The sequence below is a fragment of the Corynebacterium sp. HMSC036D02 genome, assembly GCF_001836165.1.
Classification (GTDB): Bacteria; Actinomycetota; Actinomycetes; order Mycobacteriales; family Mycobacteriaceae; genus Corynebacterium.
Window position 1 is genome coordinate 1 of sequence record NZ_KV827674.1, and the last position, 15,566, is coordinate 15,566.

Here is a 15,566-nt window from a genome sequence, read left to right on the forward strand (position 1 = left end):
CGGAAAACAACACGTTTTGTCGTTTAGGCCTGCACCGACCACCAAAGCGGCCTTCGCCCTAGAGCACCCGCGGGCGCCCTCCGAGCACGACGAAACCCCTCTCCGGCTTAACGGAAAGGGGTTTCATTTTGTGCGGCCTGAGGGGATCGAACCCCCGACCTACTGGGTGTAAACCAGTTGGGGCACTTCCACGCCACCCCCTTCTACTAGCGTTTATGCTGGTGGGAGGGGGTTTCTGCGTTTTCGTCTATACAGTCGTTTGCAGCCGTTTACAGCGGTTTACGGTGGCGCATGTCGTGGGATTGTCGTGGGATTTTGGGGCCTCGACGGTATTGGTGTCACCACCCCTAAAATGTGACCACTAACACACGTCAACCCGCTTGACTTGTAAACCGTAGTGACTATACTTAGGGGTGTAAGGCAGAGAGCACAAAGAAAAGGACAAGAACAATGACCACCTACACCACCTGGAACGAAGCAGTACAGCGCGAAATCATCGAACCACTCGGCGAGTACGCCAACGAGCACGACGTGGACACTATCGCCGACGCCCTCATCAAGACCGAAGGCGAAGGTTTCTACCTCGACGAGGATGCCGACTTCTGGGGCATCGTCGAAGCCAACGCCCTCTAACCCAGCAGCCCGGACGGTCACCATGCGGGGGTTCGACTCCCCCGCCGGGCACCAAGAAACACCAACCACAACCAGAAAGGAACCGCCATGACCACCATCAACAATCTGGCTGAAACTCTCCACTACATGCTCGACATGGACACCGACGCAGCTGAGGACGCGCTACGCACCTACATCACCCAACTCGAAGAGCTAGAGGAGCGTGACATTGACGAGGACGAGCTCAGAGACGATGACGCTGACTTCCTCATCGGTGCCGTGAAGTCCGCCCGCAACGCCGGCGACCTAGGACAGCGCCAGCTCGCCACCCTCGAAGAAGCTGCCGCCGACTATCAGGACGCCGCCGACACCGCTGACGCCCTACGTAGTGAGCGTGACAAAGCAATCCGTGCTGCTATTGCTGCTGGGGCTAGCCAGGCCAGCGTGGCCCGCGCCGCCGGGGTGTCCAAGCAGGCCATCAGCAAAATGGTGCAGCGCTAATGAACGTCGGGGACAAAGACGGGCATGGCCGGTACGGCATCATCGACGGAGATGATGAGCGCATCCTGTGCCACGAGTGTGGGCGTATGTACAAGTCCCTCGCGGCGCATGTGGCCATTACCCATGAGGTGACCGCTGACGAGTACAGGGAGAAGCACGGCATCCCCCAAAAGATTCCCTTGGTGTCGCCGGAGGTCAGCGCTAAGCAGTCGAAGAAGGCGAAAGCCCGCGTGGGGTCTGAGGGGTGGAAGAAGTTTGAGGCGAAGCGTGACCCCACTGCCGCGTCCCACGCCCGCGACGAGTCTGCTTTCAAGCGCCGGGGCGTGGACATCGAGGTCCATGCGCAGCGTGCACGGCAGAATATCAAGGGGGCGAAGAAGAGGATTCGACCCTGTGTGGTGTGTGGGCGTCCCCCGATGAAGACACGGATGGTGGTGCCTACATGTAGTGAGCTGTGCGCCAGGATTAACACCTATCGGTCACACAAAGGTGGGGAGCGGTCGGCACGATGGTGGCGTATGTGGGAGGAGGGTGAATCCTGGTCTGCGATTAGCCGGATGAATGGGTGCTCGCATACTAATGTGCGGTGGACTGTGCGCCGTTGGCAGGAGCACATGTCTGATGTGCGTGAGCTGGTGCAGCGCTCCCCTGGTGTGGAGCTGCAAGCGTGGGAGCGGGATAACCTATAAAACGCAGAAAAGGACCCCCACCCCGCTGTGGGGTGAGGGGCAAAATTCAAAGACTTTCACAAGTCTAGTTGGTGTCGGGGTAGGTGCTTATCTTCCACTCCGGGTACGTCATCATCGGCGGCGGTGGCAAAGTAATGTCCTTCTCCACGGCCCAGAATTGGAGCTTGCGCCAGTAGGCAGCTACATAGAGCTGATACTCGTGGTGGCTTTTGTCCTTGGCGCGTAGCTCCCCCACTTCCTCATCCAGGTTCTGAATCGTCTCTTCCATCCGGTCGAGGCGGCGCGCAACGCTGGCCTCATCGGCGGCGATCGCTGCCTGCTTGTGGCGGGCAAGTGCCTTGCCGGCTGCACCTATGATGCCGCCGTAGTTCTCCGCCGCCTTTGAGAACAGGCCGCTCACGAAGGCGAGGATGATAGCGATGGAGAGGAAGAACCCGAGCGGATTCTTGGAACCGGATAGGAACGTGAGGATTTCGTCAATCTGCACTATGCTCCTTCCGGTTTTTCGCGACTGCCATGCGTACGGTGAGCGCCCAAGCAATGACTCCCCAGATGAACGCGGCACTGAGGTACAGGGTGAGATACCGCCAGTCATCTATCGCGTCGTCCGCATACACATTGTCCACCACCATGAGGGCGAAGGCGATGTAGATAGCTGCCGACAGCATCGCCCCTGAGCGGACGATGTTATCCCTGCGCGTCACCAAACCTGCGGTGATGACCAGGGCGGCGAGGACACACGCCAATCCCCAGGCAAAGGCAGGGCCAATGCTGTCTATCTCGAAGACGCCGGTGCCGGGCCTGCTGTCTCCAAAAAGGTAATCCAGGCCGCGTGATGCCTCTTGGAACGCGAGCGCGGCGATAATCAGCTTAAGGGTGCGCGTCATGGCGTCACTCCGCCGCTGTGGTTGGCCCGGTGTACACCGGCAGCGTGGGCGGGGCGTCCTCGGCTTCTGCGGCCTGGGCTTGCTCCGCCAACCGGCCCGCCATGCTTGGGGTCACACCGTCTACCGTCAGGGCGTTCAGAAGCGTGGTGAGTATGAAGCCGACACCACCGGCGACGAAGATAAACCACTCCGGGGAGTCGGACAGCACGACGGGGAGGATACCTGCCAACCACGCCAGGGCTTGCAGCACCAGCATGATGGTCGCCTTGCGCCGCAGCCACCATGGCTGGGCCACAAGCTCCGCAGCCACCGCGCCAGCCACATACTCGCCCACCTCGGTGAGCATCGGGGACGGTCGTGTCATCGCTTGCCTCCTAGGAGCTGGTCGAGCTTGCGCTCAATACGGACAAGAATCTGGATCATGAGGGCCAGCGCGTCAACGGGGGTAATCCCCTTGCCCTTCTCGTTTACTCCTAGGTGCTTCCAGCCGGGGTACGAGGCCTCAATATCTACGGTGCCGTCCTCGCGGACAATCTTGTCGCGCCCGCCGGTCAGCTGCTGCCGAATATCCTTCACATCCGAGCCAATAGGGTCGGTGATACGGATATCGACGTAGCGCTTGGTCTCCTCAGTTTTGCGGTCGATGTGGTCGAGGATTCTTTGTATGTCGGCCATGCTTAGCTCCTGCTCTTGTTTTCCTGTGAATAGTGCTTCCAGCTCTGCCCGCGTGCCCCGGTAGGCGTTGATGTCCACCGCATGACCGGCCACAAGGGCGTTGCTGCCGAACTGCCAGAGCGCGGGCTTCTGGTTACCCAGCGGGTAGTCCCATTGGCGGTGGTGGTCGCCTGGGTAAATCTCACGGGGCTTGCCCCTCGGGTTGGCGCCGTAGGCTGCGACCCAGAACGCGCCGAACTCGTGGCTGTCCGGCTCACTCGGGCTAATGCGCCCCTCCCAGTAGGGCACATAGGAATACACGCCGATAACGCGCACGCCCCGGCGCTCAAACTCAGCCTTGCACTGGCGGATGTGGTCAACATGAAGGCCCGCGTTGGTCTCCACATCAATCCACATCGGGCGCTTCGCATCGCCCATGACCTCCAGGGAGGCCTGCACCTGCTGCTGAATCGTCGTACCCTCCGACGGGTTACGGAGGTAGTGATACGCGGCGGTGAGCATGCCAGCGCCCTCCGCATCCTCAAGGTGCGACCGGTAACAACGATCCTTATACGTGCCGTCCGTGGTGCGGATGATTGCGAACTCGAGACCTTCGAGATTCGCCTGCGCCAGGCTCATGCCGTTCTGATGCTCAGATACATCCACGCCGAAGATGGTGCCGCCCTGCTTCCCCACAGGACGAGCCACCGCCCCGCCGGGCTGCGCCTCCCCCGGCTGCGCGGCGTTAGCAAGGTAGGGCGCTGGGTCTTGGTGAGCGCCACCTAGGCGACCTGGCGACCCCCACACCTCGAAATGCAGGTGCGGGCCAGTGGACTCGCCCTCGTTGCCCACCACGCCAATCTGCTGGCCTGCGCGTACACGGTCACCGGCCTTAACCAGAATGCCGTCGTGCTTGACGTGCCCGTAGATGAAATCCTTGCCGACGCTGTCTTGGCAGTCGAGCCATATCCACGAGCCGAAGCCGGATACGTTGTAGCGCTCCCGGCCCTCCACCACGGCACCATCTGCTGCCGCGTAAATCGGCGTGCCAATCGGTGCCGCGAAATCCAGTCCCGCGTGGAACGTGCCCCACCTCGGGCCGTAGCCGCTAGATACCTGATAGGTGCCCTGCTTCATCGGGTGAGTAGCCATATTTCGCCCTCCTTTTGAACATGATTAAAGCCCCGTGGCCTTGGCGGTCAACGGGGCTTAGTGTGTTATTTTTCTGCGATTGCAAGTTGCGGCAATGTGAGAACTTTTAACTTTCCGGCGTCTCGTAGCTCGGCTACGAGGTCGAGGAAATCTATGTAGTCCTGCTTGGTGGCGTAGATGTCAGACGATTCTGGTAGGGCGTAGGGGTGGATAAAGCTAATGTGCTTTAGGCCCTGGTCGGCTGTTTGCTGTACGTAGTCGCGGACTTGGGCTACGGTGTCTTTTTTCTCGATGATGGTGCGCTGCACACCTACTGGTAGCTCCTGCATGGGGTACAGGTAATCGTCGCCTACGTAGCCGGTGATGACGGGGTAAGTTTGCTGGAGTAGTCGGCCTGCGAGCGTGCCGGTGTAGTCGGCGGCGCTCTGCCCTGTTCCGAAGCCACCGTAGTTCCCATCGGAGAGGGAGTAGCCGGGCTGCACCCAACAATCCACCTTAGTGTCCAGCTTGGTTTCGAGTACCTGCTTGGAGACGACGATTTGGCGGTAAATGTCCGTCGTGGTTTTCGCGCCCATATGGTCACCGGAGTGGCCCGCGATTACCAGACCGTCTTTCACCCAGGATTTGATTTCGTCGTTGGTGGCGCGGTGGCGAGAGTCGCCCTTATCGTCCAGGTGGACTTCTGGGCATAGGGCCATCGTGCCCACCAAGTTACGCTTTTTCAGCTCCGGCCACACCCACTCGCGGAAAGCTGTAGTTCCGTGGTCAAACACCAACGCGAGCGCACCAGCATCGCCTACGTTGACGGGGCCAACCCTGCGCTTCAAGTCACCCACCAGGGCGGCATGGTCAGACTCATAGGAGGCAGTGGGGTCGTGGGTGGTGAGCATGGCTTCGATAGCCGCTTCCGCACCAGCCAGCTGGTAATTGCTCCCCTCCCCGGCATCTGCACCGTGCAAGTGCTCCCACGCTGCCTTATCCAGAACCTTGTTGTAAATAGAGATGCGCCAATGATGAGTAGGATTCACACCCGTCCACCAGTCCACACGCTGATATGCGCTCGTGCCGAGCCATTCCATCTCTAGGTAGCCCATGCCAGCCCACGGCAAGCCCAGCGCCTTAGCTACATCTTCCGTCGTGACTGGGTAGCGGCCCGGCGGCAAATCCACAACCCTATCCGCAGTAGTCAGCGGCATTTTGTGCCACGTATCTGACTGCCAACCACGGAAATTACCGTTATAGGATGACGCCGAATAGCAGATACGCCCATACGTGGAGTCCTGATACTCCCACCAGAAACGACCAGACAAACGACCATTCGGCCCATCCAAATAATCCACCACAAGCACACCAGCAGAATTTCCTGGCAGCCCCATCGACGACGCCACAGAAGCAGACATAAGCCCATACCGGCCCGGCGAAAGAGACAGAATATCCGTCTTTGCGGAAATCATCCCCTTATCCCACACAGACTCCGCAGCAGAAGCACGAGAAGCAGCATCCGCATACATCTTCGCCTGCTGAACCAAGTCCTGGAGCTCCTGCTCGGTGGCGCCACCCATCGCATCAATGAGCTCCTTAATGATGGCGTACACGCCACCCGAGCTAGACGCATTCGCCCACGCCTCGATGAAAAGTTTCATTCCTTCGGCGGCGACGAACGGAATAGAGTCAGACCAGCCAGGGCCTTCAACATATAGCCAGCCTTTGCCGGCCACAGTAGTGACCGTGAAATCGCCGGACGTGCTAACTGCTACTTTTTGCGGCTGGCTAGTGGTCAGTGCCCCTTCATCACCTGCACGAATAACAGGTGACTTTACGTACACCGAAGTGACATCCTCCACCGGTCGAGTGGTAATGTCGGTGAGTTTGCCTTTCAGCTTCACTGCCATTGATTTCTCCTTTGTAGGGGGCGTACTAGTATAGCTTGGTCACGATGAGGGTGGCGTTTCCGGTTCCGTCATAGACCTGGGAGGAACCAAGAATCACCCCATCCCACCCGGCAGGAGCTCGGTCTTTCAGTGCCCCGTTCTCGTAGATGACAACTTGGCCTTTAAGCACTTCGATTCGCCAACGCCCCTCCGGAATGATGAGCGAGCTGGATCCGATGGTGAGCCATGGCGGGCACGTGGTTTTATTCCACGGCGCCCATGAACCCGTCTTCTCCCCAGATGTGAGGACAGCGCTGTTTGATTGCTTCTTAGCTGTCTCATCGACGTAGCGTTTAGTAGCGGCGTCCCCATCAGCAGCGGGGTCGGCGGTTTGTATCCTGCCCTGGGCATCTTTGGTGACAGTGTTCCGCTTCTCAAGGGCAGTCACTCGCTTGGCAAGCTCAGCAGTTCCTTTGTTCGCGGAATCTGCTTGCGCTGAAATCTCCACGATGGCTTGCCCTGCTTGCTCGCCGGTGTGCCGTGAGTCTTCTACAAGACCGTTAGCGATGTGGGAGCCGTCGATGCGGTATTTGCCCTCAGTCGGGCTTCCAGACTTTGGCCTAATACCCATTGTCTAGCTCCTCCATCGCCTTCAAGCGCTCTAGACGCATCGCCTCAGCAGCGAGCTGGGAAAGCTCAAGGGCGGTAAGGTCAGCCAGAGTCTTAGGCGCGGGGGTCGATGACTCAGCCCGCGCACGCTGCTGCCCTATGGGTATCCACGCCACCTGCTCACCCGGTGTGCCAGACCCGCCGAGCGGGTCAAGCTTCACCGCCGGGCCAAGCGTGAGGGTCACGTCATACAAGCCAGGGCGGGAGAACACTCCGACGAGTTTGCCGGTGTGGCGCTCCAGCCGGATACCAGGCGGGAGGGCGCCCTCCACGATGCGCACACCACGCCTATCAGCACCAGGAACCACCATGTCCATGATGTCCCCAACGTTGGCGCGGGTGCGGTCACTATCGGTATCGAAATCCACCGCCCAGCTAAGGGTGATGGTATCCGGCTCCCCCACCTCGAAGCGAGCACCAAGCTCATCGAAGATGTGGCGTGCGGCCCGTGTTTCGTAGCCTTCTGGAACGATGCCGAGGAACAATCCAGCGTACGGGTGCTCCGACTCTGGTACCTCTGTGGGCACAATGTAGCGGTAATCCATGATTATCCTCCCTTAGTCACAGCCAGACGACCAATGACAGCACGAATGTTTTCTTTGTTGGCCTGGTACAGCTCGCCAGGTGATGCGAGCGAGGCGTAGTCACCGATACGCAATGTCCAGCCAACTTCCTGCCCTGGTTTCGAGGTCCACGTCAACCCACTGACGTAAGCGGCCCAGACGACGCCCCACGCGGTGACACCAATGGTGTCGCCTAGGTCGAAGTCGCGGCCTGGTAGGTACGGGTCAGGCGAGTCAATGGAGAACTCAGCGCTAATGCCGCCCTCGGTCTCCTGCTTCGCCTGCCATGCTTTCTGCAAAGAGTCGACTGTGTTGGCCTCGCCCGGCTTGGATATCGCGGTGAAACGTGAGCGCCCGTAGTGGAATTGGCGGTTCTTGTCTACGTACTCGTTGAGGACAAACAAGCGGTCTGCGGACAGCTCAGCGAGCAGCTCCCCACCACCCTTAATCGCCTCAGCAATAACCGGGCCAATCCCGGGGATACCCGCCACCATCGCAGCCACCAGTGTCTTCACACCAATATTTGCGGCCTTGTTCACAATGTCCGGGGATTTACCACCCACGAGGAAGCGGTGGTCTGTGGACTTGCGTATTTTCACGCTCGGCGCACACATCAGGGTGTACACCACCCACGGCTTACGCCCGTCCGCATTGCGGACATCCACATCCGCAAACTCCGTCGTCGAGGTGATGAAATCATCGCTACTAATCGTGCGCTTCAACTGCCGGAAAGCCTGCCCGACGATACCGGCGGCGCCAGTGACTGTGGCCCTGGGGGCGAAGTCAATAATCGTCGTCGGCAACGACAGCGTCGTGTAGGACGGGAAAGGCTGCGGGTCGCCCGGCAACCAGAGCCACGCGAAAGGCTGCACACCCGCCGCCGCCCACGTCGCTTTGAGTAGGTCCCAGGCGTTATCCCACCTGGCAGAGACGATGCACCACTCGGACCGGGTGCCCGACATGACCGGAGAGCAAATCACCGGATGCATCGACGGATTGAATCCACGCCACTGGCTAGGTGACGTGTAGCTATCAGTCCATGAAAACATGTTGTCCAGCAGCGACGGCTGCTGATAGCCGATGAGGTTACGGCCAATGAGCTTACGGCTAACCTTCTCGGCACTGCCGTCCTGCCTGTCCTCCCACTGCAGCTGCACCACCTTCGAGCGGTTCGCCGGGTCCGCCCACAGCGGCAAGTGCTTTAGGTGCTCCATCGAGTCCACGCCGGACAATTCCACCTCGGCGGGGTTACCCTGCGGGTCGCCACCACGCGGATTAGTCTCAAGGATACGGTAGCAGCGGCGGCGCAGCCCGGGCCGCTCCACCACGACATGCACAGCGCCGTGGATGAGGGCATCCAACCGGCCACCCTCGTCTAAGCGGCGGAGGTCATCGCGCAGTAGGTAGTCCACCACGGGGTTGACCACGCCGGGCGAAATCTCACCCGGCAGCGTCATGGACATGTTGCCCACGTCGGCGAAAGTGCCGCCCCACTCAGCGTCTACCCAGTCCTCAATGTCTAAGACTGGCTCCCAGTTTTTGTCGTACAGGCCGACGTACTGGCCATGGACCCGCATGACGGCCTCACGGGTTGCCTTGTGCTGCTGCCAATTAACCACAGGGTCACCTCCACGGGCTAAGAAAGCGCGGGGTGACCTCTAGGGTCAGTCCCGCGCCCAACTGGAAACTATTCTTTGTGTGTGGCTGCAGCGTCTCCCCCACGAGCACGCCACGCAGCGATGACCAGGTTCCGGTGTCGACGTTGCCGTCCTCGTCGGTGACTTGGCCTTGCATGCCGCGCTCCAAATCAATCCACCGAGTGCCCGGGCCACTACCCAAACTCACGGAAAGACCGCTCGGCAAGGTGAATCTGGTTGAGCGACCGTCCCATTTCAGCCGGAGTTTCGGGGGCAAGTCGCCGGGAGTCGTCACAGTGACGTTACCGGCGTATGTCCTAACACCCCCAGTCCAGACGCCAGAAAAGTTCTCCCACTTAATCTGGTCCTCCATAACATGCAACCCCACGAAAGAAGAAGGCAAAGGAGCAGCGTCCGCGAGCACCACCTCAATCTCCGAGGTATGCCCATCACGCCACTCCACCTTCAACTTCCCCGGAGTCGTATAAGACCACGCCGCACGCCACCGACGAAACGCCACAGACAAATCTTCAGCATCATCAGTAACGAGAACCTTTAGACTGCCGGAAATCGGCGGGACCTTGAACCCGGTGCGGCGCACACCGTAGCGCGTCACCGTCTCACGGGTCGTATGATCCACCTTTCCCTCACCACCGTCGAAGCCCTCCGCCAGGAGAAGCACGGACTGCTGCCCACGCTGATGCGGGTCAGCAATCCGAAACTGGTCACCAGAGGGGGCGACCAGGGTAATCGTTATCGGGTCGCGGTAGATGGACCGCGGGTCGAAGAATTCCATTACATTGCACCTCCCCTAGTCGTGCCAGCCACGGCCACGCTCGTGCGGCGCCGCAGCCTTCCCAGTTCCTCTGTGTTGATGTTGAGCTCGCCCTCAACCTTGTCTACGCGCTGGCGCAGGACTTCCTGACCGTCGAGGTTGATAACCACCGTCGTGCCAGCGCCGCCATCCTCGCGCTTCTTCGGCAACTCCTTGTACACAAGGTCATCGAAAGTGCGAGTCTGGTGCGGCGACAGTACACGCTCAGGCTCTATAACGTCCTTCGGCAGTAGCCCTTTGCCGTAGCCGAGGCCACCGCTGTCGAAGACGGCGCCAGCGCGGCGGGCATCAATGACAGCCCCGACGAGGTCATCATCCTCATGAATGCCGATCTGGGCCATACGCCCGTCGTAGTCACCGGTCGTCATCAGATGCTTGTAGGAGGCCACCGGCGAAGCATTCTTAGCCGCGACACCGGTCTTCGCTTTTCCGCGCTCCTCAACCAGGTTGAGGGTCGCCTTAGCGGCATCCTCACTACGCAAAAGCAGGGAGGTATCCACCATGCCACCGTCGGCACCATCCCACGCGAATGAGAACTCCTGGAACGCACCCTTCAGCTGAACCTCCGGCTTAGCTGCAGAACCGCCGCCGCCGAACACGCCGGTCTTGTTGACCAACTCCTCGGCAAGGCCCATCTGCTGCGCGTAGCGGCCCGGGAAAGCGGAGACCTGAACCTTCTGCGCCGCAGCACCCGGCTCCATGTCCTGCCACTCGAAGGTGTGCAGCTGACGGAAGAACATGGCCGCACTCTCGTACGGGTCCATGCGCTGCCACACTTCGCCCCAAGCGCCGTTGTTACGCTGCTGGAACAAACCAACGCTGTCGTAGTCGGAGCCAACAGCATCGTGACGATACTTGAGCGATTCCGGCACCGCCTTGTTCGCCCACATCTTCATCGGATTACCCGACTCAACAAGCGCCGTAGCCACACCAATCTTCGCGCCCTTAGCACCCACACCAAGACGCTTAGCCGCCTCAGCAATCTCACTCGCAAAGAACGACTGACCCCACTCCGCAGTCTTAGCCTTCTTCTCCGGCTCAATCCGCAGCTGAGCATCCTTAGCAATCGTCGACGGCGCCGCGTTCTTAAGCGCATCGTTCTCAATCGACTGGGCGTTCTTCGCCGCCACGCTAGTGCGCGCCTGGTCCCGAACCTCACGGGTGGTGACAATACTGTCCCCGCTCGGTAGGAGATCATTGCCCTTGGTGGTCAGCAGTTTCTTCAGGACAGAATCCTTCATGCCCAGCATGTCGAAGATGCCGTCTACCGCGAAGTCCAAAATGGACTGGTCGCCCAGGCCCTTCGCCGCGGTAGCCTTGGCCGCATCCTCCGGGGACAACGCGACCGTGACCGTACTCTCACCAGTGCTACCAGTGGTCTCATCTGCACTCACCGTGACGGGAACGCCGTCAAGGGTCATGCTTGTGCCGTCCGGCAGCTCATTCTGGGCGAGAATGGTATTCATCTTCGGCGGCTTCGGCGGCTGAATGGTCTTATAGAAGAACTCGTTAAAGTACGAGTCCCACGCGCCAGCAGCACGACCACCAATCTGACCGTTGCCACGAGCTCCGCCCATCTCCACGTTCGTGCCGTCGGGCAGCGTCGAAGCAGTATGCCCACCAGCCGGGCCACCATTCTTAAAGCCGATTCGCAGGTCACCCTGCTTACCGCGCCCTCGGTGGAATCCATGTGAGGACAGCCACGCAGCTTCATCACCTGTGAAGAATTTACGCGGGAACGGGTTCAGGCCGCTGGCGAGCGCGGCGAAAGCCGACGCGGTGCCGGAGCAATCGCCCCAGTTCGACCCGCCAAACACGTACGGCGCGCCCTCAAGAGAGCGCGACGCCTGATAGCCATTGACTCGAGCGCCTTCTGCAAAGGCCCGCAAATCCTTAGAGGTGATACCACCCTCGGCGAAGTACTGGGCTCGTGCGGGGGCTACCTGTGAAGCGGAGCCGGGCTGTATAAGCTGCCCCTTCTTGTCCACGACAGACAAGCCGAAAATATCAGCCGTCTTGGCAAGAATCTGGGTGGAGCGCTTGCGCTTCGACTTGGCTAGTGGGATGTAGGACTCACCACCGGTTTCCGGCTCAGCCCACACACGCCACTCACCACCCTTAGCGATTTGCGCCCGGTGGTCCTCACGAGCGCCACCGTTAGCGTAACGCTCAAGTTTGTCGATGCCGCCGTCAATGTAGGCGCGGGTGATTCCACCCTCAGCCATGACGACACCGCCGTCCATGAAGCCGAGCATGCCGCGAATCTTGTCCGGCATAATCGAACCAATGGCATTGCCGACCTGACCAAACATGGACTTAATGCCATTAATCAGGCCGTTGATGATGTTCTTGCCGGCATTCACCAGCCACGTACCAGCGGAGGCGAAGACACCCTGAATCTTGCTCGGAATCTGGCCGAGCACGCCCATCATCTCGCCAATCTTGCCGCGGACGGAGTTGACCATGTTGCCGATGGACTGGGCGAATGCTGCAGCCACTCCCTTCGCTGCCTCAAAAATGGACTTGAAGAGGTTCATCGCCGTGTTAATAGTGCCGCGCACCACGTTGGAAATGGCGTCACCCATCGACGAGAAACGATTCCCGATGTTCGAGAAATTACCCGTCAACACGTCCGCCAAAAGACCAGCAGCGTTGCGGAAGAAATCCCATGCGGGCTTAATGACTCCGCTCCAGATGCTGGAGATGAGCGTGCCCATGGTGCGGAACGCGCCGCCAATGATGGCCATGAAGATTGGGGCGACAAACGAGCCCACGGCCTGCACCGCCGACATAAAGACAGACAGCGTTGGCTGAATCACCGAGGACCACACTGTGGAGATGACACTGCCGACGAACTGCATCCCCGTCCAGATGCCCTGTAGCGCACCCATCACCACGGTGCCCAGCACCTGGAACACCGTGCCCATGACGGACACGACAGGGGCGATCCAGGTCTGATAGAACTGGCCGAAGCCTACCGTGAACTCGCCCCACTTGGCCTTCATAAAGTCCCACGCCACAATGGCGAAGTCCTTCAGCGCGATGAGTTTGACGCGGAAGAGCTGCAGAAACGTGAAGACGGGAGAGTCCGGGTTCATGCCCAATGCCTGGGCGTAGTCAGTCGTGTCACCAGACTTCCAAAAGTCGAGCGCCCCGGAAACAATCTCCTTAACGCGGTCAACCGCCCCGGTGACCTTCTCTACCGTGGCATCCCACGCGCTGGAAACAGTCTCACTAATCTGGGAAAACACCGGGCCGAACGTGGACTGAACCCAATCAAGGCCTGCCTTGAACTTTTCGACTACCCAATCCCAGCCCGCAGCCAGCGCATCGGTAAAGGCAGACCACATCTTGCGGCCCGTCTCCGTCTTCGTGAAAAACGCCCACAGTGCCACACCAACCGCAGCCACCGCGGCGACCACTGCAAGAATTGGGGCGATCGCTGCAGCCTGCGCAGCGACATATCCCCACATGGACATCTTCGCAGCGGCAGCGGCACCACTAATCGCGGTAAAAATCGGGGCGACCGCTGCCAATGTCACAATCGCACCCGCAACGATGCCGATAGCCGCACCCAAAGCAATAAACACCTTCGGGTGCTTACCGACCACCCCGGCGAACTGTGCCGCCTTCTCAGCCGCTAACGCGAACATCGGCAGCAGGCCCGTACCGATAGCTTCCTTCGCATCATTCAGCTTTGCAGTCGCCACCTGCTGCTTATGCGCAGCGGTATCAGTCTCGCGAGCAAACTGGCCCTGAGCCGACGACGTTTGCTCCGTCAGCATCTCCAGCAGCGTTTGCGCCTGCGCCTGCTTCGCTGCCTCACCAGTCAGCTTATCCAGGCCCTTAGCAGCCATACGGGCATTGATGTCAGACTGCTTAATCGACACACCATATTTCTCGATGGGGTCAGCCTCACCACGCATAAGCGCGTTGACGGATTCAATGGCATCCTTCGTCGACCCGCCGAAAGTAGCCGCCAAGTCGGCAGCCACACCCACAAGGTTCTGAGACTTGTCCGCCACCTCATCCATGGGCATGCCCATGTTTTTCAGCATCGCGCCCGTCGACGACGTCAATTCGCGATACTCGCGCCCGGACAGGCCGACCGCCTCAGCCGCACCCTTAGACGCGGAGATAATTCCCTGAGCATGGTCCCCAAAGATGGACTCAACGGCACCATACGACTGCTCGGCTTCCGAAGCGTAATCAATTGATTCCTTCGCTATAAGCCCAATACCACCCAAAGCTGCGGCAGCATGGACCTTGTACTTACCGGCGAAGTCAGCGGCCTTTCCAGCCGCCCCCTTGAAAGAATCCCCCATCTTGTCGGTCTTAGCTGCAGCATCTTCAGAAGACCGCGCCAAATCCTCCTGCACGGCCTTCAGACCCAGCTCTTTAGCCTTCAAGGTATCTGCAGCGCTCTGCGATTCTGCACGAGCGCGCTTCACCTTTCCCTCAGCAGTAGCAACCTGATTATTAGCCGTAGCGGACTGCTTTTGCGCCGCGTTGAATTCCTTCTCCGCAGCTGCTGCCTGCTTCGAGTTCTCGCCGTAGAGTCGACGGGTACCCATGAGGTTGCCCTCGGCATCCCTGAGTGCATCAGACTTAGCCTTCGCTTTAGCCCGAGCCTCATCCAGCTCAACCTCAGCGGTGCGAATCTTCGCCGACGCGGTCTGCTGCGACGTGCGGGCATTCGCCAGCTGGTCCTCGGCCCGAGACAATGCGAGAGACTTCGTCTCCCCGCCATTACGCGCAGCCTCGAGGTTCTTCTCCTCACGAGCCACGCGGACAGCGGCGTCAGACTGCTTATTCTTCGCGGTCTCGAGCTGCTGCTCCGCCCGCGCCAACTCCGAAGCCTTAGCATTGCCGGAATTACGCAGATTCTCCAGCTTCGCTTCCGCAACACCGACGTCTGACGCCGCCTGGGCCTCAGCCTTACGCGCCGTCGCGAGCTTAGTGGAGACTTGGGAGACTTTCGCCGCAGACGCCTGCAGCCCACTAGCCATGGACTCACCGGCGCGCTTACCACTGGCGGCGAACTCCTTCTCGACAATCTCGCCGCCCTTTTTCGCCGCGCCCGACGCCTCCTTAACCAGCGTGCCGATGAACCCCTTCATCTCAGCATTGACTGGTACCCACACGGCATCGGACATGACGGCCTCCTAAAGCGAGTCGAGATAGTCCAAGACTTCCTCCGGCGAATGGTCGCCAAAGGAGCCATAAGACGATTGGTTAACAGGTTTCGACCACGGGAACTGGGGCATGTTGTCAAAAATGGTTTTGCCCTTATCCACACCGGACAAGCCGGTGGCGGCGGTGGCCGTAGCCCAGAACATGCGCCAGATTTGAGCGTCCGCCAGAGTCCACGGGGTACGCGCCCCGTTCGGGGTTTCCAGCCAGAACGCCGGCGCGTCCGGCGGCAAACCCTCTAGCAGAACTCGTAGTTTCCGCAGGGTGATGTCCCCGCGGTAGAACTGGCCGAGAACGTCTTTC

The 15,566-nt window shown here is 59.9% G+C and carries 14 protein-coding genes; 3 read left to right on the forward strand and 11 right to left on the reverse strand.

Annotation, left to right across the window (positions count from 1 at the left end):
• Positions 1-450 precede the first annotated feature (450 nt).
• The 3 genes from HMPREF2743_RS04730 (at position 451) to HMPREF2743_RS04740 (ending at position 1,802) form a co-directional block, all read left to right on the forward strand.
• Positions 451-633: a hypothetical protein gene (locus HMPREF2743_RS04730; protein ID WP_070743385.1), complete on the forward strand. Its 183-nt coding sequence runs from the start codon at positions 451-453 to the stop codon at positions 631-633.
• An 87-nt stretch (positions 634-720) separates the two neighbouring features.
• Entirely contained in the window at positions 721-1,113 is a 393-nt protein-coding gene (locus HMPREF2743_RS04735; protein ID WP_070818267.1) for a hypothetical protein, read from the forward strand.
• Complete coding sequence (locus tag HMPREF2743_RS04740; protein ID WP_070743379.1) at positions 1,113-1,802, forward strand: MucR family transcriptional regulator; 690 nt, start codon at positions 1,113-1,115, stop codon at positions 1,800-1,802. Before HMPREF2743_RS04735 ends, HMPREF2743_RS04740 begins: the two co-directional genes overlap by 1 nt.
• 64 nt (positions 1,803-1,866) lie before the next feature.
• On the opposite strand, the gene HMPREF2743_RS04745 is transcribed toward HMPREF2743_RS04740, so the two are convergent.
• The 11 genes from HMPREF2743_RS04745 to HMPREF2743_RS04795 all read right to left on the reverse strand — a co-directional run bounded on the left by HMPREF2743_RS04745 (position 1,867) and on the right by HMPREF2743_RS04795 (position 15,496).
• Complete coding sequence (locus HMPREF2743_RS04745) at positions 1,867-2,289, reverse strand: hypothetical protein (protein WP_070818268.1); 423 nt, start codon at positions 2,287-2,289, stop codon at positions 1,867-1,869.
• On the reverse strand, positions 2,279-2,689 hold the full coding sequence (locus HMPREF2743_RS04750) for a hypothetical protein (RefSeq protein ID WP_070818269.1): 411 nt from the start codon (positions 2,687-2,689) through the stop codon (positions 2,279-2,281). Before HMPREF2743_RS04750 ends, HMPREF2743_RS04745 begins: the two co-directional genes overlap by 11 nt.
• Before the next feature lie 4 nt (positions 2,690-2,693).
• Positions 2,694-3,053, reverse strand: coding sequence for a hypothetical protein (locus HMPREF2743_RS04755; RefSeq protein ID WP_070818270.1), 360 nt, complete (start codon positions 3,051-3,053; stop codon positions 2,694-2,696).
• Complete coding sequence (locus HMPREF2743_RS04760; protein WP_083321604.1) at positions 3,050-4,495, reverse strand: peptidoglycan DD-metalloendopeptidase family protein; 1,446 nt, start codon at positions 4,493-4,495, stop codon at positions 3,050-3,052. The genes HMPREF2743_RS04755 and HMPREF2743_RS04760 overlap by 4 nt, the downstream gene beginning before the upstream one ends.
• Before the next feature lie 65 nt (positions 4,496-4,560).
• Positions 4,561-6,387 carry a polysaccharide deacetylase family protein gene (locus tag HMPREF2743_RS04765; protein WP_070818271.1) on the reverse strand — a complete coding sequence of 609 codons (1,827 nt, stop codon included), beginning with the start codon at positions 6,385-6,387 and terminating at the stop codon, positions 4,561-4,563.
• Positions 6,388-6,412: 25 nt separating this feature from the next.
• Positions 6,413-6,997: a hypothetical protein gene (locus tag HMPREF2743_RS04770; protein ID WP_070818272.1), complete on the reverse strand. Its 585-nt coding sequence runs from the start codon at positions 6,995-6,997 to the stop codon at positions 6,413-6,415.
• A complete protein-coding gene (locus HMPREF2743_RS04775) occupies positions 6,987-7,580 on the reverse strand; it encodes a hypothetical protein (protein WP_070497610.1) in 594 nt (197 codons plus the stop codon). The genes HMPREF2743_RS04770 and HMPREF2743_RS04775 overlap by 11 nt, the downstream gene beginning before the upstream one ends.
• A 2-nt stretch (positions 7,581-7,582) precedes the next feature.
• Positions 7,583-9,217, reverse strand: coding sequence for a Gp37-like protein (locus tag HMPREF2743_RS04780; protein WP_070818273.1), 1,635 nt, complete (start codon positions 9,215-9,217; stop codon positions 7,583-7,585).
• A 4-nt stretch (positions 9,218-9,221) separates the two neighbouring features.
• Positions 9,222-10,031, reverse strand: a complete 810-nt coding sequence (locus HMPREF2743_RS04785) for a hypothetical protein (protein WP_070818274.1) — start codon at positions 10,029-10,031, stop codon at positions 9,222-9,224.
• Positions 10,031-15,226, reverse strand: a complete 5,196-nt coding sequence (locus tag HMPREF2743_RS04790) for a hypothetical protein (protein ID WP_070818275.1) — start codon at positions 15,224-15,226, stop codon at positions 10,031-10,033. The genes HMPREF2743_RS04785 and HMPREF2743_RS04790 overlap by 1 nt, the downstream gene beginning before the upstream one ends.
• Positions 15,227-15,235: 9 nt before the next feature.
• Positions 15,236-15,496 (reverse strand): hypothetical protein, encoded by a 261-nt coding sequence (locus HMPREF2743_RS04795; protein WP_070818276.1) that lies wholly within the window; start codon positions 15,494-15,496, stop codon positions 15,236-15,238.
• Positions 15,497-15,566 lie beyond the last annotated feature (70 nt).